The sequence below is a fragment of the Bradyrhizobium sp. JHI2711 genome, from assembly GCF_056156565.1.
The window spans coordinates 1,042,574-1,066,399 of the sequence record NZ_JBPZPT010000003.1; the positions used below are offsets into that span (position 1 = coordinate 1,042,574).

19 protein-coding genes are annotated in these 23,826 nt (G+C 65.4%); 12 read left to right on the top strand and 7 right to left on the bottom strand.

What is annotated here, in order from left to right:
- Nucleotides 1-89: 89 nt before the first annotated feature.
- Together ACTEK7_RS27200 and ACTEK7_RS27205 are read left to right on the top strand one after the other, a co-directional pair.
- Nucleotides 90-2,537: an adenylate/guanylate cyclase domain-containing protein gene (locus tag ACTEK7_RS27200; protein ID WP_225148691.1), complete on the top strand. Its 2,448-nt coding sequence runs from the start codon at nucleotides 90-92 to the stop codon at nucleotides 2,535-2,537.
- 218 nt (nucleotides 2,538-2,755) lie between these two features.
- Nucleotides 2,756-3,622, top strand: coding sequence for a hypothetical protein (locus ACTEK7_RS27205; protein WP_225148692.1), 867 nt, complete (start codon nucleotides 2,756-2,758; stop codon nucleotides 3,620-3,622).
- A gap of 143 nt (nucleotides 3,623-3,765) precedes the next feature.
- Here ACTEK7_RS27205 and ACTEK7_RS27210 read toward each other — a convergent pair whose 3' ends face one another.
- The 3 genes from ACTEK7_RS27210 to ACTEK7_RS27220 form a co-directional block, all read right to left on the bottom strand.
- Nucleotides 3,766-4,002, bottom strand: coding sequence for an AbrB/MazE/SpoVT family DNA-binding domain-containing protein (locus ACTEK7_RS27210; protein ID WP_036015962.1), 237 nt, complete (start codon nucleotides 4,000-4,002; stop codon nucleotides 3,766-3,768).
- A gap of 74 nt (nucleotides 4,003-4,076) precedes the next feature.
- Nucleotides 4,077-5,393: a Spy/CpxP family protein refolding chaperone gene (locus ACTEK7_RS27215; RefSeq protein WP_225148705.1), complete on the bottom strand. Its 1,317-nt coding sequence runs from the start codon at nucleotides 5,391-5,393 to the stop codon at nucleotides 4,077-4,079.
- 176 nt (nucleotides 5,394-5,569) lie between these two features.
- Complete coding sequence (locus tag ACTEK7_RS27220) at nucleotides 5,570-6,643, bottom strand: LysM peptidoglycan-binding domain-containing protein (RefSeq protein ID WP_225148693.1); 1,074 nt, start codon at nucleotides 6,641-6,643, stop codon at nucleotides 5,570-5,572.
- A 180-nt stretch (nucleotides 6,644-6,823) separates the two neighbouring features.
- Between ACTEK7_RS27220 and ACTEK7_RS27225 the strand changes: the two genes are divergently transcribed.
- From ACTEK7_RS27225 to ACTEK7_RS27235, 3 genes are all read left to right on the top strand, one after another.
- On the top strand, nucleotides 6,824-7,516 hold the full coding sequence (locus tag ACTEK7_RS27225; RefSeq protein WP_036015940.1) for a hypothetical protein: 693 nt from the start codon (nucleotides 6,824-6,826) through the stop codon (nucleotides 7,514-7,516).
- 138 nt (nucleotides 7,517-7,654) lie between these two features.
- A complete protein-coding gene (locus tag ACTEK7_RS27230) occupies nucleotides 7,655-10,318 on the top strand; it encodes a bifunctional diguanylate cyclase/phosphodiesterase (RefSeq protein WP_036044913.1) in 2,664 nt (887 codons plus the stop codon).
- Nucleotides 10,319-10,632: 314 nt separating this feature from the next.
- Nucleotides 10,633-14,097 (top strand): ATP-binding protein, encoded by a 3,465-nt coding sequence (locus tag ACTEK7_RS27235; protein WP_225148694.1) that lies wholly within the window; start codon nucleotides 10,633-10,635, stop codon nucleotides 14,095-14,097.
- Here ACTEK7_RS27235 and ACTEK7_RS27240 read toward each other — a convergent pair.
- Nucleotides 14,072-16,252 (bottom strand): PAS domain-containing sensor histidine kinase, encoded by a 2,181-nt coding sequence (locus ACTEK7_RS27240; protein ID WP_225148695.1) that lies wholly within the window; start codon nucleotides 16,250-16,252, stop codon nucleotides 14,072-14,074. The two genes, ACTEK7_RS27235 and ACTEK7_RS27240, sit on opposite strands and share 26 nt — an antisense overlap.
- A 90-nt stretch (nucleotides 16,253-16,342) precedes the next feature.
- On the opposite strand from ACTEK7_RS27240, the gene ACTEK7_RS27245 reads away from it, so the two are divergent.
- Nucleotides 16,343-16,489 (top strand): hypothetical protein, encoded by a 147-nt coding sequence (locus ACTEK7_RS27245; RefSeq protein WP_225148696.1) that lies wholly within the window; start codon nucleotides 16,343-16,345, stop codon nucleotides 16,487-16,489.
- 31 nt (nucleotides 16,490-16,520) lie between these two features.
- Here ACTEK7_RS27245 and ACTEK7_RS27250 read toward each other — a convergent pair whose 3' ends face one another.
- Entirely contained in the window at nucleotides 16,521-16,643 is a 123-nt protein-coding gene (locus ACTEK7_RS27250; protein WP_260345449.1) for a hypothetical protein, read from the bottom strand.
- Nucleotides 16,644-16,743: 100 nt separating this feature from the next.
- Nucleotides 16,744-16,920 carry a hypothetical protein gene (locus ACTEK7_RS27255; RefSeq protein WP_156447317.1) on the bottom strand — a complete coding sequence of 59 codons (177 nt, stop codon included), beginning with the start codon at nucleotides 16,918-16,920 and terminating at the stop codon, nucleotides 16,744-16,746.
- A 148-nt stretch (nucleotides 16,921-17,068) separates the two neighbouring features.
- On the opposite strand from ACTEK7_RS27255, the gene ACTEK7_RS27260 reads away from it, so the two are divergent.
- From ACTEK7_RS27260 to ACTEK7_RS27275, 4 genes are all read left to right on the top strand, one after another.
- The gene (locus ACTEK7_RS27260) at nucleotides 17,069-17,200 is read left to right on the top strand and encodes a hypothetical protein (RefSeq protein ID WP_260345447.1); all 132 of its coding nucleotides are present in this window, start codon (nucleotides 17,069-17,071) and stop codon (nucleotides 17,198-17,200) included.
- 243 nt (nucleotides 17,201-17,443) lie between these two features.
- On the top strand, nucleotides 17,444-18,469 hold the full coding sequence (locus tag ACTEK7_RS27265; protein ID WP_225114569.1) for a lactonase family protein: 1,026 nt from the start codon (nucleotides 17,444-17,446) through the stop codon (nucleotides 18,467-18,469).
- Nucleotides 18,470-18,537: 68 nt separating this feature from the next.
- Nucleotides 18,538-18,708, top strand: coding sequence for a hypothetical protein (locus ACTEK7_RS27270; RefSeq protein ID WP_167361671.1), 171 nt, complete (start codon nucleotides 18,538-18,540; stop codon nucleotides 18,706-18,708).
- 213 nt (nucleotides 18,709-18,921) lie between these two features.
- Nucleotides 18,922-19,815, top strand: coding sequence for an efflux RND transporter periplasmic adaptor subunit (locus ACTEK7_RS27275; RefSeq protein WP_036015950.1), 894 nt, complete (start codon nucleotides 18,922-18,924; stop codon nucleotides 19,813-19,815).
- Nucleotides 19,816-19,932: 117 nt separating this feature from the next.
- Here the strand turns inward: ACTEK7_RS27275 and ACTEK7_RS27280 are convergent, their stop codons facing one another.
- Nucleotides 19,933-20,781 (bottom strand): caspase family protein, encoded by an 849-nt coding sequence (locus ACTEK7_RS27280; protein ID WP_036015927.1) that lies wholly within the window; start codon nucleotides 20,779-20,781, stop codon nucleotides 19,933-19,935.
- A gap of 420 nt (nucleotides 20,782-21,201) precedes the next feature.
- Here ACTEK7_RS27280 and ACTEK7_RS27285 point away from each other — a divergent pair, with 420 nt between their 5' ends.
- Both ACTEK7_RS27285 and ACTEK7_RS27290 read left to right on the top strand, forming a co-directional pair.
- Complete coding sequence (locus ACTEK7_RS27285; protein ID WP_225148706.1) at nucleotides 21,202-22,932, top strand: hypothetical protein; 1,731 nt, start codon at nucleotides 21,202-21,204, stop codon at nucleotides 22,930-22,932.
- A 158-nt stretch (nucleotides 22,933-23,090) separates the two neighbouring features.
- Complete coding sequence (locus ACTEK7_RS27290; RefSeq protein ID WP_036015924.1) at nucleotides 23,091-23,816, top strand: thermonuclease family protein; 726 nt, start codon at nucleotides 23,091-23,093, stop codon at nucleotides 23,814-23,816.
- Nucleotides 23,817-23,826: the final 10 nt, after the last annotated feature.

Sequence of the window (23,826 nt, forward strand, 5' to 3'; positions counted from 1 at the left end):
GCCCCTACGTCCAAATTGTGCTAGAACGGCTTGGAAGGGCCTGTACGGCCCATAGCGCGCAGCGTCAGTGGCGGCGCGAGAGGATCGGGATGGCAGGAGCGAACGACAAGACACGATCTCTGCGCGAGGGCCTGTTCGCCAAATACGTCGTCTCTCTCGTCGGCCTCGTCGTGTTCGTCCTTGCCGTCAACGGGGCGATGGAGACCTGGATCTCCTACCGCGCGACGCGGACACAGCTGACCGACGGCCTGGAGGACAAGGCGCAGGCGGCCGCCCGGCGCATCGAGCAGGCGATTTCGGAGCTCGACCGCCAGATCAGCTGGGTGACGCGCGCGAGCCAGGACACGCTGGAGAAGCGCCGCGCCGACTATGCCTCTCTGCTGCACCAGGTCTCGGTCGTCAACCAGCTGTTCCAGCTCAACGGCGACGGCCGCGAGGTGCTGCGCGTCTCCAGGCAATCGACCACGACCGGCGGCAATGCCGACCTCTCCCGCGACGTGCGCTTCACCGACGCCGTCGCCCGCGGCGTCACCTACGCGCCGGCCTGGTTCGCCGACCGGACGCCGTTGATGTCGATCTCGGTGGCGCATTCCGGCTTCAATGCCGGCGTCACCGTGGCCGAGATCGACCTCGGTTTCCTCTCCGACTTCCTGTCCGACGCGCAAGTAGGCAAGGCCGCCTTCGCCTATGTCGTCGATCCGCGCGGCCGGGTGCTGGCGACGTCATCGAAAGGGCCCGAGATCGGCAAGGACCTCTCCAAACTGCCGCAGGTGGCGGCCGCGATCGCGCCCGGCCACGAAGCCGAGACGTCCGGGACCGACTTCAACGGCCATGCGGTGATGAGCGCCGCGAGCATCGTGCCGAAGCTCGGCTGGAGCGTGCTGTTCGAGCAGCCGACCACGCAGGCCCTGATGCCGATCCGCGACCAGCTGGTGCGCATCGCGCTTCTGATCGGCATGGGCCTGATGGTCGCGATCCTCGCCGGCACGCTGCTCGCCCGCCGCATGATCATCCCGATCACGGCGCTGCGCGACGGTGCGCATAAGCTCGGCGAAGGCGATTTCAGCCACCGCATCGACGTGCACACCTCCGACGAGCTGGAAGACCTCGCCGGGCAGTTCAACCGCATGGCCGACCAGATCCAGGAGACCTATTCGAACCTGGAGAGCAAGGTCGAGGAGCGCACCCGCGATCTCGCGCAGTCGATCCACGAGCTCAAGGTGCTGGAGGAGGTCGGCCGGGCGGTGGCCTCCTCGCTCGATCTCAACGCGGTGCTTGCGACCATCGCGGCCCGCGCCATCGAGATCACCCGTGCCGACGCGGTGCTGATCTACGGCTTCGACGCCGAGACACGCCGCTTCAACCTGGTCGAGGCCAACGGCATCGACAAATCCGCCGAGGGCGCGCATGTCACCATCGCCCAAGGCGGCAACATCCTGAGCGATGCCGCCGACAGCGGCGCGCCGATCGCGCTGGCCGAGCTTGGCGATGCCGCCGAGCAGCCGCTGCGCGAGGCCGCGCTCGCGGCCGGCTTCAACTCGGTGCTGGTGGTGCCGCTGATCGACCAGCAGGGCACGCTCGGCTCGCTCGTGGTACTGCGCCGCGCCACCGGGGCGTTCGCGCCCAGCATCATCGGCCTGATGCGCACCTTCGCCAACCAGGCCGTGCTGGCGATGCGCAATGCGCAGCTGTTTACCGAGGTCGACCACAAGAGCCACGCGCTGGAGGCGGCGAACACGACCGTGCGCGCGCAAGCCGACAAGCTCCGCGAGCAGACCGAGCAGCTCAAGGACTGGAACAAGTCGCTGGAGGAGCGAGTCAGGACCCAGCTCGGCGAGATCGAGCGCATCCGCAAGCTCGAGCGTTTCCTGGCGCCGCAGGTGGCGCAGCTGATCGCCTCCTCCGACAGCCCCGAGGGGTTGCTCACCAGCCAACGCCGCGAGGTCACGGTGGTGTTCTGCGACCTGCGCGGCTTCACCGCGTTCACGGAGGCGACCGAGCCGGAAGAGGCGATGAACGTGCTGCGCGAATATCACGCCGCGCTCGGCCAGCTGATCTTCAAGTACGAGGGCACGCTCGACAAATATGCCGGCGACGGCGTGATGATCCTGTTCAACGCCCCGATCCAGTTCGAGGACCACACCAAGCGCGCGGTGAAGATGGCGGTGGAGATGCGCGACACGATCGGCCCCCTGACCGAGCGCTGGCGCAACCGCGGTCATAGCCTCGGCTTCGGCATCGGCGTCGCGCTCGGCTATGCCACGCTCGGCCAGGTCGGCTTCGAGCAGCGGCTGGAATATGCCGCGATCGGCAGCGTCACCAACCTCGCCTCCCGCCTCTGCAGCGAAGCCAAGCCCAACCAGATCGTGGTCAGCCGCCGCGTCTACGGCATGGTCGAGCCTTTCGTCGAAGCCCGCGCCCTCGACGATCTCCAGCTCAAGGGCTTCAATCACCCCGTGCTGGCGATGGAGATTTTGTCTTGGCGCGAGGAGGTCGAGAACGTGGTGGATGCCACGGCGGTGCGGCGGAGGGGGTAGCCGCAAACAAAACTGCGAAAACAACCCCATGCACAGTAGGCAGGGGCTTTGGGATCAATGACTTACGGCAGGCCTCGGCCGCGTGCCGCGCAATTTGACACGTCGGGCAAAACACCGACAGATTGGCAGCATCCCAGCCCCCTCTCACGAACCACATCCCTCCTCCCCGCGACCAACCCTCGCCTCAACGGCGAGGCTGATTTCGTGGGAGACACCCCGTGACGCTTGCCCTGCCTTCGCGTGCCTATGATTTGCAGATGCTGGACCGGCCCGCGGATCGCGCGCGTGATCAGGGCTGGGTGTTTGGGCTGCCGCCGGGCATTGCATCCGAGCAATGGCCGCTCGATCCCGTCACCGGCTATCCCTTAATGCACGGCTTCACGCTTCTGCTGCCGGAGGATTATCGGGTGCATGGCGATGACATCGTCGCATTGTCGTTCTTCGCCACGGCGCCCGATCACAATGACGGCGGCGCGCCCGACGATCCCGAGATTCGCGAGGCGGTGCTGGCGCGGCCGTCGCATCCGCGCCTGTCGCGCATGACCGACATTCTCGACTACGCCTATGCCGCGCTGCTCTTGACGAAGGCCGAATATGACGGCGCGTTCGCCGCGCAGCCGGCGCCGCTTGCGCTGGCAACGGTGGAGCGGCCGCGCTGGCTCGATGTCGGCGGTGCCAGCGCCTTCTTCGAGGCCGCACCTAGCTACGCCAAGAAGATGTTTGCAGCCCCGCCGCGTGCCGATCTCAGCGAGACGCGCGCGATCGCGCTGTCGCCGCGCGCTGATGATCCCAACGCCGGCAAGGGCCCGCAGGATGAGCACGTGCGCGAAAATCCGCCGACCGGCTATCAGCCATATTACTACTATGTCGGCGGCAAGCCGGGCCGCGACAATTTCCGCCTGCACGACTGGGCCAAGGATCACGCCCACAACCACCTCGGCGGCACCATGCGGCCCTGCCAGGCCGTGCCGGAGATGAGCCCGTTCTATATCGAGTTCGAGGAATATTTCGGCGGCTACAATTTCGGCGGCGGCAACGCGCAGCTCGACTTCAAGGACATGAAGTTCGACTGGGCGTGCGGGTGATCATGGAAGCCGCGCAAGGATCCGGACTTTGCGATGATGCGAGCGTTCACGGAGCCATGCCGAGGAACGGATTGACGATGGTGAGCCCGCCGATGCTGCGGCCGTGCTGAAGGTCCCAGAATCACCGCTGTCAAAGAACGCGATCACCGCTCGTTCGCCTCGTCCCGATCGAATTTGTAGCCGGCGGGCAAGGCCGCCCAATTGCGCGCCTCCATGTTCTCGATCGCACGCCGACGCTGCTCCGCCTTGGTCTCGATTTCGATCGCGCCTTTGCGAGTGGCCACGATATCGATTTCGTCGCCCTCCTTGAGGCCGAGTTCATCAACTAGCGCTTTGGGCAGGCGCACTGCGAGGCTGTTGCCCCATTTGGAAACCAGCACCAGCACCCTCCGTGATGTGCATCCCTATCTGCATATCATAGGGAGATATGATGGCATTCCAAGCTGGCGTCCCCTCACGCCCCTCGCTTTGGCCCGATCGCCTCGAATCCGGCCTTTTGCTCGTCGCTGAGATCGGCCTGGAAATCGTCGAGCGCGTCGGCGATGGCGCCGACGGCTTGCAGCATGGTCTGCAGCCGCGTCTTCACGGCGGCGAGGCGGGCCTGCGGGGTTGCGGCCGGCTCGGTCGGGCAGGCGCTGAGCGTCTGCATGGTGCGGAGCGTGGTGTCCTGCAGCACCTCGAAGCGGGCGCGGGCGACCTCGTCGAGTTGGAGCGTGGTGGCGATGTCGGCGGCGGGCCATTGCTGCTGGAGCAGCTGCTCGTATTGGCGCTGGGCGTTCTCGTCGGAAACAGGATCGTAGTCCGCCTGGCAGGCCTTGGCCGCCTGCGCGTCCTTGGAAGCGTTCTTATCAGCGTTCTTGCTCGCGTTCTTGATATCGTTCTTGTCAGCGTTTTTGGACTGGTAGGACGCCAGCGCGGCGCGACGCTCATTGGCTAAGGCGTTGAGCCGGGCTTTCTGGTCGTCATTGAGCAGGCCGACGAATTTCGACAACGGCGCTTCCATGGTGTCGATGGCCTTGATCATGGCCTCGACACGCTCGCGCATCAGGCCGAGGCGCTCCGCCGCATTCCCTGGGGTTTGCGCCGGGCAGGCGGTGCGGATGGTGTCGCGCGCGGCATTCCAGGCGGATGAGAGCTCGTCGAGCGCGGTGCGCTGAGCTTCGTTCGGTGCAACGGCGCTCGCGATGCGCTCGACCGGCAGGCCGCCGGTGTCGCTGGCCTCGCACAGCGTCTCCGCGGTCGGGACCTTTCGCGCGCGACGGCCTTGCGGCACGGTGTAGGCGGCAAGCTCGGTGGCGGCATAGGGCGTGAACAGCGCGGCATAGATGTCGCCGTAGCCGTAGAGCGAGAGGCTGGTTGTGTCGCCGAAGACGATCGCATTGGTGAGATCGTCATGGGCGAACGGCCAGAACACCGGGCCGACCCAGCCATAGCTGCCATCGGGATGACGCCACCAGCCCTGCGGGCGGCGGCCGCCTTGCCAGCCCGCCAACGCAGCCTGCGCCGTGAGGGCCGCACGCATCACGTAAGGGTTCGACAGCTGGCTGCGGTCGGCCCCGCGCGGGTCCTGCGACCTCAGCGCAGCTGACCGGTAGCGGCCGCCGCGCACCGCCATGCGGGAATGGCGCAGGCGCGACAGGCCGATCACGTGGCCGACGGCGAAGCGCGCAACCCCGACCGGACCGCCGCGCAAGCCGAACTGCGCCTCGGCTCTGTCAGGCAGCAGCACTGTTGCAACCACCAGGACCGCGCCAGCCAGCGCCAGTCCCATGCGCCCCGACAGGATTTTTGACCTGACGACTGGTTTGGCCACGTCTTGTTCGGCCACGTCTTGGCCCTCCCTCCCGCGCCAAGTGCGCAATGCGTCGCATCACGAAGACGCGCGAGGGAACCGAATGTTCCAGAGAGACACAGGACAATGCGTCGCAACGCGCCGGCTGTGCCGTGTCACTCCGCCTTTTGCGGCATCACGAAGGTCTGGCCGGGATAGATCAAGTTGGGATTCTGGATCTTGTCGCGGTTAGCGTTGAAGATCACGGCGTAGCGGGAACCGTCGCCGTAAGCGAGCCGGCTGAGCGCCCACAGGCTATCGCCGCGGGCGATGATCCGGCTGCCGCCGGCCTCGGCCGGCGCGGCGGTGAGCGCCTCCGCCGGCGAGGCCGATGCAACCACGGTGGCCCTCGGCGCCTGCGCGAAGGCCTTGGGTTTCGGCGCGCCGATCAGTTTCGGCCGGGCCGCTTGCTTCTCAGGCACCGACGCCAGCCGCGGCGAGGCCGACGGCAGCGCGGCGACGACATCCGATTTGTCGTCGGGCTTCTCGGCCGGCTTGGCCTCCTGCTTCGCAACCGGCGGCATGCGCACGGGCGGCGGCGCCGCCGCGGCGATTGTGACCGGCATGGTCCGGCCGGATTCGGTGACCGTGCCGTCCGGCGCCCTGGCGCGGAGCGTCAGGTCATATGAGCCGGCCGGCAGCTGCGGCGGGGTCATCACGAATTGGCCCGAGGCGTCGGCGACCACGCTGTCGAGCGGCTTGCCGTCGCGCAGCAGCTCGACCCGCGCACCCGGCGTGGCGCGGCCGGCAATCACCGCCGCCTCGCCGTGATCGTCGATGCGGGCGACGTCGAAACGGGGGCCGGCATCTGCAGCCGGCGCCGGCGGCTTGACCTGCACGAGGTCACCGAGCGCGGCCACCTGCTTCTGGGTCTCGGCCAGCGCGCCCGCCTTCGGCTCGGGTGCAGGCGGCGCGCTGTCGACGAGCTTCGGCTGTTCCGGCTTCAGCTCTGGCTTGGATTCAGGCTTGGACTCAGGCTTGAACTCCACCTTGGGCTCGACCTTGGCTTCAAGCTTGGGCTCGACCTTAGCTCCGACCTGGGGTTCGACCTTGGCCTCCGGCTTGGCGGCGACGGTGACCTTCGTCCCATCAGGCAGCAGGCGGCGCAGCTCGGTCGGGCCGATCACCAGCGCGGTGCCGACCAGCGCGAGCAGACAGAAGGCAATGAAGGCCTTGGAGGCGGTGATCATTTGAAAAGGACCTTGGGTGGCAAATCAGCCGAGGCCGGCAAGGTGCGCCGATTTGGCTGCCGCAGCAAGACTGTCGATAGGATTATGCTTCCGTCCAGGGGCGCGGGATGAACCGGCGCGACCACGCGGGTGTCCAAGTATCAAGGCCGCCTGGCGGCATTCTTCAAGGGAATTCCTCCCGTGACCGTATTCTCCCGTGCCGCGGGATCCCTAGCGGTTGCTCTGACGCTGGCCGCTGCACCCGCTTTGGCCGCCTCCGGCCCGCCGCCCGGCTTCACGCTTTCCGACGATGCCGATCTCGCCTTCACCTCGCCCGACGGCGCCACCAGGCTCGAGCAGTATATGAAGGAGGGCGAGGATTTCGACATCAAGTGGCAGGTCTGGGCGCGACGCGGCGGGGAGATGCGCGAGTTGAAGCCCGAGCAGGGTTATCCGGCCGGCTTCCGTTTCACGGCCGACTCGCGATGGCTGGTGCGGATCCAGAAGACGGGCTCGGGCGAGCAGGACCTCTTTCTCTATCATTTGGAGAACGGCGCCTTCGTGAGCGCGACCAAGACGTCGCTCGGCGATCTGGCCTGGGCCTACTTCCGCAGCCGGCCCGACACCAAGAGCATGAAGCTCGACTATCACATCACGGCGAATCTGGTGAAGGGCACCGAAGATGCGTATCGCTGGCTCGGCGTCGACTGGACCAACAACCGCTATCTCCTGATCTCGCTGTCGGGCGAGACGGACAAGCATCCGAAGAACGTCGCGGTGAAGGGCCTTGCGGATTGGAAATGCCGCTATGATCTCGAGACCGGCAAATTCGATGTGCCGAAGATGTTCGCCAAGGGCAACGCGGAAGCCTTGAAGTGGAAAATCAAGCGCTGAAGGTCCTGCGGTCTCGCCGCGGTCTCCTGTACGATGGAACCAACCCTCTGATTCCATTCCGATTCATATTTTCCTAACCGTCAATGGTAACCTGGTCTTGTCGGTTTTGCTGCATCTTGCATCCCACGGGAGGGCTGGATGGGCGCATCGATCCGATGGACCGCGCGAACGCGCGCGTTGCTCCGCCGTTGGCGCGGAGCGCCGCTGACGTGGCTGATCGCCGGCGGCTTCGTGCTGATGCTTGCGACCGCCATCGGCACCGCGCTCACGGTCGACCGTTTCCGGCAGAATGCCATCGAGAGCGGTCGCGACAGCCTTGAAAACGCCGTCCGCATGCTCGCCCGGCATTTCGACCGGCAGTTCGAGGACTTTGCGGTGCTGCAGAAGAGCATCATCGCCGAGCTCGAGAGCCACGGCATCCAGTCCGCCGAAATCTTCCGCAGCGAGATGGGCACGCTCGCCGTGCATGAGGTGCTGCGCGCGAAAGCCAGCGGCTGGTCCGACGTCGCCGGCGCCAATGTGTTCGATTCCAGGGGCGTGCTGATCAACTCGTCGCGGCAATGGCCGGTCGCCGATATCTCGATCGCCGATCGCGGCTATTTCAACCGTCTCAAGGACGATCCGGCCGCACAGGAGGAGGTGGAGGTCGTGCCCGGCCGGTTCGGCAATGGACCGGCGATCGTGTTCGCGCGGCGCATCTCCGGCCCGCACGGCGAATTCCTCGGGCTGGTCTCGCGCGCGATCACGCCCGAGCAGCTCGAATCCTTCTTCGCCTCGACCGGGCTCGGCGAGGATTCCTCGATCGCGATGCACCACCAGAACGGCCAGCTGCTCGCCCGCATTCCACACGTCGAAGCGATGATCGGGCAGAACTTCCGCACCGGCACGCCGGAGCAAATGGCGGTGTTCGAGCGCACCTTCGTCACCACCCAGCTCGCAAGCCCGATCGACGGCAAGGACCGCATCGTCGCCTCGCGCCTGCTCACCGGCGAGCCGCTGGTCGTGGTCGCGACCAAGTCGCTCGATGCGACACTGGCGACCTGGCGCACACAGACGAAATTCTTCGTCACCATTGCCGCGCTGTCGATCGGCCTGTTGGTGCTCACGCTGTTTCTGATCTTCCGCCAGGTGACGCACCGCCTGTCGCTCGAGAAGCAGCGGCTCGACACCGCGATGAACACGATGACGCAAGGCCTGTTGATGTTCGATCAGGACGAGCGGCTGATCGTCTGCAACCGCCGCTACATCGAGATGTACGGGCTCTCTGTCGCCGTGGTGAAGCCCGGCGTCCACTTCCGCGATGTGATCCGGCACCGCCGGGACACCGGCTCGTTCGAGGGCGACGTCGAGGCCTATTGCGACGACATCCTGAGCAATGTCGGCCGTACCAAGAGCGCGATCGTCGAAACCGCCGACGGCCGCCTGATCGAGATCAAGAACCAGCCGGCCGCTGCCGGCGGCTGGCTCGCCACCCATGACGACGTCACCGAGCGCATCCGCGCCGACGAGCGCATCGCCCATCTGGCGCATTACGACGCCCTCACCGATCTGCCCAACCGCGTGCTGCTGCGCGGGCATCTGGAACGCCGCGTCGCCGAGCTCGCGCAAGGCAAGCCATTCGCGATCCTCTATATCGACGTCGACGAGTTCAAGGGCGTCAACGATTCGCTCGGACACGAGGTCGGCGACGAACTGCTGCGCCAGGTGGCGAACCGCCTGCGCGCCTGCGTCAGCGGCAACGACATGGTCGCGCGGCTGGGCGGCGACGAATTCGCCATCGTCAAGGCCGGCACCTCCGATCCGGCCGAGCTGACGGCACTGGCGGAAACCATCCTCAAGGCGTTGCGCGCACCGGTGGATTGCAGGGGGCACGAGGTTCCGACCGATGCCAGCATCGGCATCGCCGTCGCGCCCGATCACGGCGACAATCTCGACGATCTGCTCAAGCGCGCCGATCTGGCGATGTATGCGGCGAAGTCGGAAGGCCGCCGCACCTTCCGCCTGTTCGTGCCCGAATACGACGCCAAGGCGCGGCAGCGCCGCCAGCTCGAGCTCGATCTGCGCCAGGCGCTCGCACGCGGCGAGTTCGAGGTGCACTACCAGCCGCTGGTCGACCTCACCGCCAATGTCGTCACCGGCTGCGAGGCCTTGCTGCGCTGGCGCCATCCCGAGCGCGGCATGGTTTCGCCGGCGGAGTTCATCCCGGTCGCCGAAGACACCGGCCTGATCGGCGAGATCGGCGAATGGGTGCTGAAGCAGGCCTGCGTCGAGGCTGCCTCGTGGCCGGGACGGATTCACATCGCGGTCAACGTGTCGCCGGTCCAGTTCCGCTCGCGCACGCTGGCGCTCAAGGTCGCCGCCGCCCTCGCGGAGTCCGGGCTCGCGCCGGGCCGGCTCGAGCTCGAGATCACCGAGACGGTGCTGATCCGCGACGACGAGGAGGCGCTGGCGATCCTGCAGCAGCTGCGCGAGCTCGGCGTGCGCATCGCGCTCGACGATTTCGGCACCGGCTATTCCTCGCTCAGCTATCTGCACCGCTTCCCGTTCGACAAGATCAAGATCGACCGCAGCTTCATCAGCGACATCGGTCAGTCCGAGGACTCCTCGCCGATCGTGCAGGCCGTGGTGCGCATGGCCGCCGCGCGCCATATGGCGACCACCGCCGAAGGCGTCGAGACTGAAGCGCAAGCCGAGGTGCTGCGCCAGCTCGGCTGCAGCCAGATGCAGGGCTGGCTGTTCAGCCCGGCGGTACCGGCGACGAAGCTGAAGCAGCTGCTGGCGGCGCAGGCGGTCGCGGCCTAGCCGGCGACGCCACGTCTGGCCCGGATGTCCGCTGCGAGGAAAGCGGCGCCGCTGAGTGCTTGGTTCGAGGTCGTGCGGCGATTTGACAATCAGCGACCGACAGCTATCAATTCATTGAATTCTGCGCACCTGGCTCGTCGAAATGGTGAGCCGCCGATCCGCCTCATTTTCGAGACGCGGGCAAGAAACGCTCAAAATACCGATGGTTTGCCTCCATTGGCCGCCGCAACGAAGAGTCGCATCGAGTCCCAATCCAAGCGCAAACCACAGGCATTTTGGAGCCGCTCAGCGCAATTTGAACCAGGGATTTCCGCATGCCGAATGATGAGTCGAGGACGGGGACGGAGCGTCTGAGACACTGGCTTGAAAGCGTTGGGCTCAGCCAATACACGGACCTCTTCGTCCGCCATCGCATCGATCTCGACATCCTGCCCCACCTGACCGAACCGGATCTGGCACAGATTGGACTGCCGCTCGGAGACCGCAAGCGGCTTCAGCGTGCAACGGCGTCCCTTTCCGGAATGGCCGCGCCAGCCGCGGGCCACACATTGCCCGCTACGGCAATCGTTGCGGAACGTCGCCAGCTCACCACGATGTTCTGCGACATGGTCGATTCCACCGCGCTCTCCGCACAGTTCGATCCCGAGGACGTGCGTGACATGATCGCGAGCTTTCGCGAAACCTGCGTGGGTGTGGTCAAACACTATGAAGGATTTGCCGCCCGCTTCGTCGGCGACGGCATCCTGGTCTATTTCGGCTACCCGAAGGCGCATGAGGACGATGCCGAGCGAGCGGTGCGGGCTGGTCTCGAGATCGTGCGGACATTGTCGACCGCGCCTGCGATCGAGCCGCTGGGTGCGCTCAACCATGCGCCCGCCGTCCGGATCGGCATCGCGACGGGACTGGTGGTCGTGGGCGACTTGGTCGGCCAGGGGACCGAGGAGCGCGATTCCGCGGTCGGCGAGACCGTCAATCTGGCGGCGCGATTGCAGGGCCTGGCGCCGCCGAACGGGGTGGTCATCTCGTCGTCGACGCAGTCGCTGTTGAAGGGAAAGTTCGACTATCGCAATCTCGGGGTCCATGCACTCAAGGGCATAGCCGGAAGAACACAGGCGTGGCATGTGGTGCGGCCGTCGCGCGTGGAGACCCGCTTTGCCGCAGCCATCGGCTCCCGGCTGACGCCACTCGTCAATCGCGACGACGAGATCACGGTTCTGCTCGGCCGCTGGGAGCAGGCCAAGGCGGGCGACGGCCAAGTCGTGGTGCTGTTCGGGGAGCCGGGCATTGGCAAGTCGCGCATCGTCCAGGAAATCTTCGTGCGGATTGCGGGGGATCGGCACGGGCATGTCTCGTTCCAGTGTTCGCCCTACTACAGCTCGACGGCGTTCCATCCCTTCATCGAGCAGCTCAAATTTGCCCTGGGCCTCGACCGCGACGATGCTTCGGCCTCGTCTCTGTCGAGTCTCGAGCGGACCGTTGCGGCCGCGCATGGCGACATCGAGCAGATGACGCCGCTCTTTGCGGCGCTGCTGTCGATCCCGACCGGGGACCGCTATCCTCCGCTCGATCTGTCGCCGCAGCAGCAAAAGGACGCCATCGTCTCCGCCCTCATCAATCATCTCCTGGGCCTCGCGCACGATCAGCCGTTGGTGATCGCCTTCGAGGACGCCCATTGGATCGATCCGACATCCCGGGAGGTCATCGATCTGCTGGTGGAGCGGGTCCAGTACACGCCCATTCTCGTCGTCATCACCTGCCGTTCCGAATTCAAGCCGAGCTGGAGCGCTCACTCTCACATCACGACGCTGGTGCTGAACAGGCTGAGCCGGCAGCAGCGGACGACCTTGGTCGAGCGGGTTGCCGGCAGCCGCAAAATGCCGAAGGAAGTCGTCGAGGACATCATCGTCAAGACCGACGGCGTGCCGCTGTTCGTCGAGGAGCTGACCAAAGCCGTTCTCGAAAGCGACCTTCTGACCGAGGAACGCGGAAACTATGTGCTCTCCGGTTCGTGGCGACCGCTGGCAATCCCGGCGACGCTGATGGATTCGCTGATGGCGCGTCTGGATCGGCTGGGCCCGTTCAAGAGGGTCGCACAGATCGGAGCCACCATCGGCCGGCAGTTCTCCTACGAGATGCTGAACGCTGTCGCCTCCGTACCAGCCGACCAGATCGAGGCGGCGCTCGATCGCCTGGAGGAGGCAGGGCTGATCGTCCGGTTGGGCCATCCGCCGGATGCGCTCTACTCGTTCAAGCACGTGATGATCCAGGATGCAGCGCATGCGAGCCTGTTGCGCAGCGAGAGGAGACGGCTCCACGCGCGGATCGCGTCGGTGCTGGCTCAGAACTATCCGGAAAAGACCGAGCGCGAGCCGGAGCTGCTCGCCTATCATCTGACCGAATCCGATCAAAGCCAGCCGGCTGCAGCTTCCTGGATCAAGGCCGGCAGGCACGCCGCAAGGTTGGGAGCCTATTTGGAAGCGATCGGCCACCTGCGCCGTGGCCTAGCGGTCGTCCTCGGCAGTCCCGAGATGCCCGACCGCGATGAAATGGAGCTGGAGCTTCGCATTGCGCTGGGTAACGCGCTGATCGCTGCCAAAGGTTACGGCACACAGGAGGTGGAAGACAATTTTGCCCGAGGCCTCGAGCTCGGACGGCAGCTCGATGATGAAGACAAGGTGCTAGCGGCGATAAGAGGGCTTTGGATGCACCACTTCATTCGAGCTGACCTGACCAAGGCGCACGGTCTGAGTGCCGCACTCCTGAAATTCGCCAAACGGGAACGTCCGAGCGAGTTGCTGTCGAAGCAGACCCTGTACCTCGTGGAGGCCCACAGGTCGATCGCGGCGACCATGCTTTACCGCGGGCGGTTTCTGGCGGCGCAACATCATCTTCGTCGCTCCATCGAACTCGATGATCCGGCACTGCATCGCGGTTCGGCGGAAAGGCTCCTCAATCCAGGCGTCATGTCGATGTCGTACCTCGGATACCTGCTATGGTTCCTGGGGCAGCCCGACACCGCGCGGCAGCACAGCGAGCAGGCGATTTCCGATGCCGAGCAAATGCGCCATCCTTTTACGCTGGCATTCGCGCAAGTGTTTGGCGCATACCTTTGTCAGCATCTGCGCGACGTCACGGGCACCAGAGATTATGCCAGCCGCGCGATGACCATTTCATCGCAACACGGCTTTCTGCATTGGAAGCAACAGGCCACCATTCTGCATGGATGGGCGCTGACTGAGCTCGGGGACATGGATGCAGGTCTGAGCGAAATGCGCACGGGCGTCGAGGGTTACGAGGCGCAGAATTCCTGGCTCGCCAGTTGCTGGTTCAGATGCCTCCTCGCGCAAGGCTATGCGAGGGCCGGTCTGTCGGAAGCGGCCTTGCGCGCGCTCGATGGTGCCTTGACGGTCGCGAAGAGGACGGGCGATCACTTCTATCTGGCGGAGATCTACCGCCTGCAAGGGGAGTTCATCCGGGCCCATGCCGGACCAGCGGCCGACTCCGAGGAATTGTTCGTGCAGTCGCTGGAAGTCGCGCGCGGACAGAATGCCCGCTCGTGGGAGCTGCGGACAGCCGTCAGCCTGGCCCGCCTCTGGCGAGATTCCGACAAGCTTGAGCAGGCGGTGGACCTGCTTGTGCCTGTTGTCGGCAGGCTCCGTGAAGGGCTCGTCACGCCGGACGTGAAAGAAGCCATCGCGCTAGCAAACGAGCTCGATATGCTGTCATCCAGAGAACAGCCATGGATCGCGCGAATCAATTCGATCCGACAGTGCCCGTGACCGGCATCGACATGCGACAGCGCACGCCGCCCGGTTCGAAGGCGAGATCGAACTCGCCGCCGAGGTCCGCCTCGACACAGCGCTCCATCAGCCGCGTGCCGAAGCCGCGGCGCATGGGCGGCGTGACTTTCGGGCCGCCGGATTCCACCCATTCATAATCGAGAATGGTGCCGTGCCCGGCATTCCGCAGGCTCCATCGCATCAAGAGCGTCCCATCCGGCGCCGACAAGGCACCGTACTTCGTCGCGTTGGTCAGGAGCTCGTTGAGAACCATCGTAAAGCTGAGCGCCGAGCGCGCATTGAGCGCGACGGGGGGACCTTCCATCCTGATCCGGCCATCCTCCGCAACAGCCGCCGTGATGTCCTCGACGAGACGCTGGAGCGGCGCGTCCTGCCACTTGCGCTCGGTCAAGAGATCATGCGCACGAGAGAGCGCCAGCAACCGGCCCTCGAAGGTTCGATTGAAGTCGTCCAGACTGCTGGTATGGCGCGCGGTCTGGCCGGCGAGCGATTGCACCATCGCCAGGGTATTCTTGACGCGATGATTGAGCTCATCAATCAGGAGGGTTTGCGCCATTTCCGCGCGCTTGCGTTCGGTGATGTCGACCAGCATGTTGACTGCACCGATCAGCCTGCCCCCCGAATCGAATAGCGGCGTCGGATAGGGAATGAACGGCACGCGCGTGCCGTCCGGTCGCTCCGCGACAGCCTCCACTCCACGCACGGGCCGACCCTCCCGGAGCGCGATCGCCATCGGACATTGGTCGTGCGGCAGAGGCGTGCCGTCGGGCCAATAGAGCTTCCAGGTCACGCACCATTCGTCGCCGGGCAGCGGCGTGCGCCCGGCCATCTCGACGGCGGTCTTGTTGTAGAAGGTGATGCGGCCGTTTGCGTCGGTGGTGTAGAGTGCGGCGGGCAGCGCCTCGAGCAGATCGCGCATATGCTGCTCGCTCTCGCGAATCCGATCCTGCAATCGCTTGGCTTCCGTGACGTCGTGACTGACGCGAACGCCGTAGCGGAAGCGTCCCGCGCTGTCCGTGACCGAAGAGCTGAAGATCTCGAGATAACGCACGCTGCCGTCGGGGCGCAGGGCGCGCTTGCGGCAGGTGTAGCTTGGAATCTCGCCACGGACCTGTTGCTCATAGAGGGCAAGATCCGCGGCGCAATCGTCGGGATGAGTATAGTCGGAAAAGCTCATCCCCAGCAGCTCCTCACGGGATCTCCCGGTGATCTCGCTCAGATAATCGTTGACCCGGAGCAGCCGCCCATGTTCATCGGCCTCGGCGATGCCGACCTTGGCCGCTTGGTAGGTTGCAGCGAGGCGAGTCTCGCTCGCCTCGCGCGCCAGCTCGGCCACGCGCAGCCCGGTGACGTCAGCTGTAAAGCAGCGCGTGCTGACGAACTTGCCGTCCTCGACACGACTGTTGGAGGTGATCAGTACGTGCTTGATCGAGCCGTCCTTCGCGCGCAGGCGGGCAGGATAACGGTCCAGCCTTTCGCCGCAGGACAGTCGGTGGAGAATGTCGCCGATGACGCGGGCGTCCGCGTGAAATTCGGCCACATGGTGACCGATATACTCTTCGGCGCTGTAGCCCAGCAGATCGAGCTCGGCCTGATTGGCCCTGCGAATGATGCCGTCGCCACCCACGATATGGAGCCCGACCGCACTGTTCTCGAAGAAGTCCTCGAGATCCTTGGTCTTTGCACGAACCTCTTCCTCGATCTTCTTGCGATCTGAAACGTCCTGAAAGCAATTGATTGCGCCCTGGATGCGGCCGGCATGATCGCGCAGGGGACGGATGTTCACGAGTGCAGTGATCCGCGAGCCGTCCGGCCGTTCGATCATGACCTCCGTGTTACGCGCGGGGAGGCCGAGCCGGACCGCCGTGGCCATGGGGCACTCCGAATGCGGAAGCAGGGTGCCGTCCATCCTGTAGAGACGATGCGACCCGCAGAACTTTTCGACGGAACCAAGCTCCGGAGTTCTGCCCCACAATTCCGCGGCTTCGCCGTTGTAGGTCACGATCCAGCCTTCACTATCGCAGACATAGACCGCGCCCGGAATGGCCTCGAGCGCTGCAGGAGCCGCCGCCACCAGGGCCTCGAATTCGGTCAGCTTGCGGGCAGAGAGCGGAAATTCCTCGACATTCGACATACTTAGCCCCGACGTGCCGCAGGCGGGCGCCTACGCAATCAGCTTGAACGCATCCAAGCCCAGAGCGTTCCAAGGCCCGCCAACCGCTGGTTGAGACTTGGCGGCGCCGAGTGCGGTCCCCCCTGTTGTGCCGATGCCGACAGCACGGCGCTCGACGCCGGGCGCACCATGGTCTGGCCCTATTACGTCAACGGCCGCCCCAAGATCCGCTGCTTCATGCCCGGCAGCATGACGTGATCCGGAACGGGCTCGGCAAGGTAAGAGAAGCTCACATCGATTGTCGGGCCGCCCGCACTTCGGCGAATTCGGCGTCGGGGTGGCTGACGATGGTGGCGACCATGATGCCGCTGATGATCAGCGACCAGGCGGTGTTCCAACAGATCCAAAACACGAGCCAGCCTCCCTTTTTCCCTCTCTCGCGCCCCGAGCTAACGGCAGAGCGATGCCGCCGTTCCCGGCGCGGGGCCTGCCGCGAGGGCGGCGGCAAGGAACTATTTTGGTTTGGTCGGCGGCGCCGCCCGATCGGTTTGGCCGGTGTGGCGCTTTGCCACGACGTCCGCATCGCGCTCGCCCTCGTGCGGGCGCGGCGGAAGCTTGGGCTGGCCGGCTTGACCGCCATGCTTGCCGCCCATGTCGGGCTTGCCTTCGAGATCGTTTGCGCGGGACATGTCGGTTCAATGCGTTCGCAGCGCATTGGTTCGCGACAGCATCGGCCGTTTTCGCCCTGTGAACGGCCTCATAGAACCGCCGCTCTTTGCAGTGCAGGATCGCTGACGCGGCCCTTGGCCTCGCGGCTTGCACCGATGGATTGGCCTGATGCGAAAACGACTCATCCTCTGGACCCTCATGACCTCCGCCCTGGTCGCGATCACCGTGTGGACTATGCTCGGGCCGCCGGACCAGCCGTCCGGGTTGCGTCTGCCCTCCCGAACCGCAGCGGCGCGCTGACCCGGCATCCCGCGACCGATGCGATTTCGGCATCGATCGATCCCCATTGGATTTTGGTGCGGCGTCGCTCCGCCCGCTATGCTCGCGGCAAAAACGATAATACCGCGAGCCAGCTTTCAGGAGGAGCCCATGTCGAGACCGATGTCGAGACCGATCCGACGCATCGCATCGCGCGCGCCACGCGCTGCGATCGCCGCCGCCCTGTTCGCTTCGCTTACCCTCATTTCTGGAGTCCGTGCCGGTATGGCCGAAACCTTTGCCTATGTCGGCAATGCCGACAGCAACGACATCAGCGTGTTCAAGATGAGCGAGAGCGGCGAGATGACGCTCGTGCAGACGGCCGCCTTCAAGGGCGTCGAAAAGCCGGGCTCCTCGACACCGCTCGCGATCACGCCCGATCATCGTACGCTGATTGCCGGAATCCGCTCGCAGCCCACTCTCGCGGTGAGCTTTGCGATCGATCCCAGGACGGGCGAGCTCAGCCATCTCGGCAACGGACCGCTCGCGGACAGCATGGCCCATATCGCCATCGACCGCAGCGGCAAGTACCTGTTCAGCGCCTCCTATGGCGGCAACAAGGTCGCGCTGAATCCGCTGCTTGGCAACGGGGTTGCCGGCGAGCCCAAGCAGGTGATCCCGACCGGGCTGAACGCGCACGCCTTCCTGCCTTCGCCCGACAACCGCTTCGCATTTGCGACCAATCTCGGCTCCGATCAGGTGCTGGCCTTCGCATTCGATGCCACGACCGGCACGCTGACGCCGAACGACCCGCCGGGGCGCAAGGTGCCGGAGAAATCGGGGCCGCGGCACTTCGTGTTTCATCCCGGCGGCAAGTTCGTCTATCTCCTCCACGAGCTGAACGGCGATGTCGCGGCCTTCACTTATGAAGCCAGGAGCGGCGCGTGGGACGAGATCCAGCGCACCACCGCGCTGCCGGAAGGGTTTTCGGGAAAACCTTGGGCGGCCGACATCCACATCACGCCGGACGGCCGCTTCCTCTACGCTTCCGAGCGCACCACCAGCACGCTCACCGCCTACAGGGTCGATGGCTCGAGCGGCAAGCTGACCACGATCGGCAGCGTGCCGACCGAGAAGCAACCGCGCGGCTTTCAGGTCGATCCAAGCGGCCGCTATCTCGCCGCGGTCGGCGAGCTCTCCGACAGCATGACGGTTCATGCCATCGACCAGGGCAGCGGCGCGCTGACCAAGCTGAAATCCTACCCCACCGGCAAGAAACCGAACTGGGTCGAGTTCCTGAAACTGCCGTGAGGAGCCATCGCCGACCTACGTAAACATCCGTAATTTCGCGAGGCCCGGCTTGGCGTCATATCTCGGTCATGGACCGGCAGATTGTCTTCAAATGCCCCCAGACGGGCCTGAACGTGCAGCATCGGCTTACCGACGAGCCGAGCGATCGCACGCACGTGTCGGTGTCGTGTCCGGCCTGCACGCGGCTGCATCTGATCGAGCGGGCCAGCGGCAAGCCGGTGGGTGAGCGGCGCCGCTGACGCCCGCCGCGCGCGACTCGAGCTCTTCGGAGCGAACCTGTTCTCCAATCCCGCGACTCATCAAAGACTTGCTTGTCAAAGACTTGCTTGCCGCGACTGCCGGCGGCGGCACGGCGTCCTGTTTCGGGACGACGCGGCCGTAGTGCGGGCGGCGGCCATCTGCTATCGATTGGAGGCATAGCCCAAGTGGAATTTACCCAATTGGAATTTCCGATGCGTCATTTGCCCCGCGCCGTTGTTCGAAACCTGTGCCCCGCAGCCGTCGCCGGCCTGCTCGTCCTCAGCCCCCATCCGGCCGGTGCCGCCGATGACGACGCGCCGAAGGGGCCGGCGGTCACGGTGCTGAAGGTCGCGAAATCCTGCTTCTCCGACGTCGTCGAAGCCACCGGCACGATCATCGCGCGCGAGGAAACCTCGGTGCGGCCCGAGCGGCCCGGCCTGAAGGTCACGGACGTGCTGGCGGAAGCCGGCGACACCACCACCGCCGGCCAGGTGCTGGCCCGGCTGGCGCTGCCCGAAGGCGGCACGCTTCAGGTCACCGCGCCCGTGGCGGGGGTGATCGCGACCTCGACCGCGCAGATCGGCAACTTCGCCTCGGCCAAGGGCGAGGCGCTGTTCACGATCGTGGCGCGCAGCGAGTACGACCTCGTCGGCCTCGTGGCCACCACCGATGTGCGCAAGCTCGCGGTCAATCAGCAGGCCACCGTGCGAATCCCAGGTGGCGGCGACATCAGCGGCAAGGTGCGCCGCATCGGCCCGACCGTCGAGCCGAACATCCAGCAGGGCATGGTCTATATCGGAATCTCCTCGCAGAAGCGGCTGCTGCTGAATGGGAGCGGGCGCGCGCTGATCAAGACCGGGCAGAGCTGCAACGTGGCGGTGCCGCTGACCGCCGTGCAATATTCGTCCGCCGGCACCGTGGTGCAGGTGATCCGCCGCAACCGCGTCGAGACCAAGCGTGTCGAGGTCGGCTTGATGTCCGGCGGCAATATCGAGGTCCGCGACGGCCTCAGCGAGGGCGACGTCGTCGTCGCCCGCGCCGGTGCCTTGCTGCGCGAAGGCGATCCGGTGCGTCCCGTGATGGCGAGCGCGGAAGCGGCGAAGTAGGAGCAACGTCGTAGGGTGGGTTAGCCGAAGGCGTAACCCACCTCTTTGCTTTCCAAGCTGACGCGAGAGAAGCGGTGGATTACGCCTTCGGCTAATCCACCCTACAAGAGCCGCGAACTAACCGCCGGCTTCGCCGAAACGGACGTCTTCGAGCAGCGACGACGATACGGTCGGGACCTGGTCGCCTTCGCTGGCGCGGGAGATGGCGAGGCGGGTCTTGTTGAAGACGCTCTCGGCGCTGCCGGGCTTGCTGAGGTTGTTGAGGAACTCGCTGACCAGCACGCTGTGCTCGCCCTTGCCGTCGTCGACGACCTTGCCGGGCGAGGCGGAGGTGAGGATGAGCGCATTGTCGGACGCGCTGATCGGCGCGAGACCGTGGCTGTAGGAGCGGAAGCGGCGCTCGTAGGGATTGCGGCGGGAGGCGTCGACCACGACGAGCTTCGCCTTGGCGCCCTGCTCCTTCATCATCTCGAGCACGCCCTCGATCGACACGCCTTGGCGGCGGACGTCCTTTTCCTTCCAGATCACGGCATCGACCGGCAGCATGTAGCTCTCGCGGCCGGCCTGCACGCCGTAGCCGCCGAAGAACAGCATGACGACGCTGTCGCGGGTGATCCGCGACTTCAGGCGGCTCACGGCGCGGACCATGTCGTCGCGGGTCGCATCTTCCACCATGTCGACGTCGAAGCCGTTCTTGCGCAGGGACGAGGACAGCGCACGGGCGTCGTTGATCGACTGCGTCAGCGGCGCGCTGGCGTCGGGGTAATGTCCATTGCCGATGACGAGCGCCAGGCGCGAGCTCTGGCCGATCGAACCGGTGATCTGATCGGTCGAGACCGCCTTGGCGGCATCGATCGCACGCATGTTGAGAGCAGCATGGGCGCCGATCACCAGCGACACCGTGCCGATGAGGGCCGCGGCGAGGGCGATCGTACGTCTGGAAAGGTCGAGCTGCTTTAGATTCATCTCGCTTCGTTTCCTGTGCCAAAGACCTACCAAGCGCGCGCACACTGTTTGAGTAGCGCGATAGCGGCTTTAGGTTTGAGGGATTGGCCGGGGATGTGACCCCGAATTGCGCGCAATTTGCGGCGCCGCACCAAACAAACCCTTAACCGGATATAGGCCCTGGGGCAATAGATTGCTCAAAATTTGAACTAAGTGTCTGAATATACTTGATAATTCTCCGATCCAAATTGCCGCATTTGCGGCTTCCCCGTAGCCTTCCGGAGAGCGATCATGCAGCCTTCGTGCCGGCTTTTCCGTGACGTCCATCACATTTGTTTTTCCCGCGAATCCGGGTAGCTTTTTCAACGACTTGCAGGGGGTGGCGCGCAGATGGCAGCGTGCCTGATGTCCCCGACCAAGGCCCCCGCGACCAGGTATTTCATGAGCTTTCATTATTTTGCCGGCGCCGCCTGCCGGGCGCTGACGGCGCCGAAGGACGGCCCCTCGCTTTACGACGTCTGCGATCCCGTATTGTCGGATACGGCCAGCGGCGATCCGCATCTCGCCAAATTCTACAGGACCGCGCTCGGCAATCCCGCGCTGCGGATCCTGCTCCGCCGCGCCGGCCTGCCCGAGCTGCGCGACGAGGGGATGCTGACGCGGCTGCGCGCGGCACTCACCCGGGCCCGCGACGAGGCCGAGCCCGACTGGGCGGCGGTCGGACAACCGATCGCCGATCTCCTCGACAGCATCGCGCTCGACCACCCCAAGCCGCCGCCGGTGCCGTTCACCGCCGCCATGCCCCAGAACGCGCAGATCGACGGCGTGATCCGCGATTGCGCGCAGCATCTGCTCGGCTCGTACCGCCGCAACGGCTTCCTGCCGACCTACGCCGCCTTCAACCTGATCGGCGATCCTGATGTCCGCGGCCGCGAGCTGATCATGGCGCTCACGGGCCTCAACGCGCGCGGCTACAAGAATTCCTCGCTGCTGTTCAACCTCGCCCGCGTCTTCATCGCGCGCTCGCCCGCGCGCGCCGTAGTCAATCCGCCCTGGAAAGGCATTGCCGAGCCGATGTGCGAGCCAGTGCAGATCCGCCACCGCTCGGCCTATTACGACGCGTTCTTCATCGAGGCCCTGCTCGGCTTCGTCGAGACCGGGCTCGCCTCCCCGGCCGACAAGGTCGCGGCGGAGCGCGCGATCGCCGACATGGTCGATTTCTGCGTCAACATCAGTCGCGAGGAGGTCGAGGGCTTGGGCGGCGCGCGCTTCAACGTCGTCACCGCACTGGCGCCGGCGCCGCATCCGCGCTTCTCCCGTTACTTCGCGCAGATCAAGCAGGACCTCGGTTTCGGCATCTACGTGCCGGATTGCGACACCACGGCCTGCTCGATCTCCGCGGCGACGCAGGCCGGCTGTACCGACGCGATCATCAACCAGCCGCTCCTGGACTTCTATGCGGGCTATCAGGTGCGCGCCGGCGTCAACGAACCGCGCGTGACCGTGCCGCTCAACGACAATATCGACTATGAGGGCGGGGTTGCGACCTGGATCGACAATCTCAAGGGCGAGCGCCCTTACGGCAACGATCTCGATCCGACGCTCAATCTCGACATTCTCGAGGTAAGCTTCCGCAACCTTGAGCGCTGGAAGGTGCTGGAGACGCCGTCGCGGCTTGCAACATTGCACCGGATCATCGGCTTTCAGAAGCGGCTGGCCGCCAGCGGCGCCTTCGCCAATCCGCGCTCGCACATCTATTATCTGCCGGAGCTCTACAGCGCCTATTTCGGCCGCTGCTATGCCGCCTTCCTGGCGCTGCCGCTGGCGGCGCAGGCCGCGATCGATCCCGCCGGCGATTTCGATTTCATCCGCCACCGCGTGCTGTCCTACGTCAAGGGCGAGCTGATGGCGGCCGAGATGAACGTGTTCGACGCCGCGCTGGCACTGATCGCGCTCGGCCATCTCGGCGCCGACCCGCGCGCCTTCGCACCGGCGCTGAACGTGATCGTCGCCGGGCTCGGTGAAGGCGGCCGCCGCGGCCCGTTCCGCGCCTATGAATGGAACAAGATGAAGACGCCGACGCGGATCCTGGTCGGTGGCCCGGAGGTGACCTCGGCGTTCGTGCTGATGGGGCTGGCGGTGGCCCGGAGGCGAATGGTGAATGGCGAATAGCGAATGGCACTCGCCCCTATTCGCCACTCACCATTCGCAACTCGCCCGCCCAATGACAGGAAGTTGAAAGCCTATCTGTTCGGCATGCGCTGGCCGCGCGGCCAAAAGCCGACCACAATTGCGCCGTCTATCGAGATTTTCATCACAACTGGACGGGCATGTTGCGAAAGGTCCTGATTGCGCTGTCTTTGTTCGCCATCCCTTCGCTGGCGGATGCCGCCGAGATCACCGGCACGGCAAAGGTCCGCGCTGGCGATGCGGTGGTGATCGGCACCACGCGGATCCGGCTCGGCGGCATCGACGCGCCTGCAATCGACCAGCTCTGCCTCAACACCAAGTCCGAGCGCTGGACTTGCGGCGTCGCGGCCCGCGATGAGCTCGCCAGATACGCCGAGGGCAAGACTTGGGTCTGCCGCCCGAGATCGGTCGACCGGCGCGGCCGCACCGTGGCGCGCTGCGAGGTCGGCGGCGAGGACATCCAGAAATGGCTGGTGCGCAACGGCTGGGCGCTGGCCTACGCCCACATGTCCCGCGACTATGAAGCCGATGAAAAGGCCGCGCGGGAGGCCAAGGCAGGGATGTGGCAGGGCGCCTTCATCGCGCCGTGGGACTGGCGCGTCCGCAACAAGAAGACCGCGATCCTCGGCGCGACCAAGCCGCCTGACGGCGCGCACGCGGTGCTGCTCGCTTCGGCCTCGGGGCCGGTCGCGCCGTCGCCGGACTGCACCATCAAGGGCAACGTCAACAGCTCCGGGGAGTGCATCTTTCACCAGCCGACCAGCCGCTGGTACACGCAGATCAGGATGAAGATCAGCAAGGGCACCCGCTGGTTCTGCTCGGTCGAGGAGGCCGAAGCGGCCGGTTGCCGGGAGACGAAGCGATAACCCAGCCCTG

What these genes read in the sequence shown, in the direction of transcription:
- ACTEK7_RS27275 (WP_036015950.1), top strand. Translation starts at nt 18,922, where the DNA reads ATGCGTCATTTGCCCCGCGCCGTTGTTCGAAACCTGTGCCCCGCAGCC.
- ACTEK7_RS27200 (WP_225148691.1), top strand. Translation starts at nt 90, where the DNA reads ATGGCAGGAGCGAACGACAAGACACGATCTCTGCGCGAGGGCCTGTTC.
- ACTEK7_RS27240 (WP_225148695.1), bottom strand. Translation starts at nt 16,252, where the DNA reads ATGTCGAATGTCGAGGAATTTCCGCTCTCTGCCCGCAAGCTGACCGAA.
- ACTEK7_RS27290 (WP_036015924.1), top strand. Translation starts at nt 23,091, where the DNA reads ATGTTGCGAAAGGTCCTGATTGCGCTGTCTTTGTTCGCCATCCCTTCG.
- ACTEK7_RS27285 (WP_225148706.1), top strand. Translation starts at nt 21,202, where the DNA reads ATGAGCTTTCATTATTTTGCCGGCGCCGCCTGCCGGGCGCTGACGGCG.
- ACTEK7_RS27280 (WP_036015927.1), bottom strand. Translation starts at nt 20,781, where the DNA reads ATGAATCTAAAGCAGCTCGACCTTTCCAGACGTACGATCGCCCTCGCC.
- ACTEK7_RS27265 (WP_225114569.1), top strand. Translation starts at nt 17,444, where the DNA reads ATGGCCGAAACCTTTGCCTATGTCGGCAATGCCGACAGCAACGACATC.
- ACTEK7_RS27260 (WP_260345447.1), top strand. Translation starts at nt 17,069, where the DNA reads ATGCGAAAACGACTCATCCTCTGGACCCTCATGACCTCCGCCCTGGTC.
- ACTEK7_RS27230 (WP_036044913.1), top strand. Translation starts at nt 7,655, where the DNA reads ATGGGCGCATCGATCCGATGGACCGCGCGAACGCGCGCGTTGCTCCGC.
- ACTEK7_RS27255 (WP_156447317.1), bottom strand. Translation starts at nt 16,920, where the DNA reads ATGTCCCGCGCAAACGATCTCGAAGGCAAGCCCGACATGGGCGGCAAG.
- ACTEK7_RS27220 (WP_225148693.1), bottom strand. Translation starts at nt 6,643, where the DNA reads ATGATCACCGCCTCCAAGGCCTTCATTGCCTTCTGTCTGCTCGCGCTG.
- ACTEK7_RS27235 (WP_225148694.1), top strand. Translation starts at nt 10,633, where the DNA reads ATGCCGAATGATGAGTCGAGGACGGGGACGGAGCGTCTGAGACACTGG.
- ACTEK7_RS27215 (WP_225148705.1), bottom strand. Translation starts at nt 5,393, where the DNA reads ATGGGACTGGCGCTGGCTGGCGCGGTCCTGGTGGTTGCAACAGTGCTG.
- ACTEK7_RS27270 (WP_167361671.1), top strand. Translation starts at nt 18,538, where the DNA reads ATGGACCGGCAGATTGTCTTCAAATGCCCCCAGACGGGCCTGAACGTG.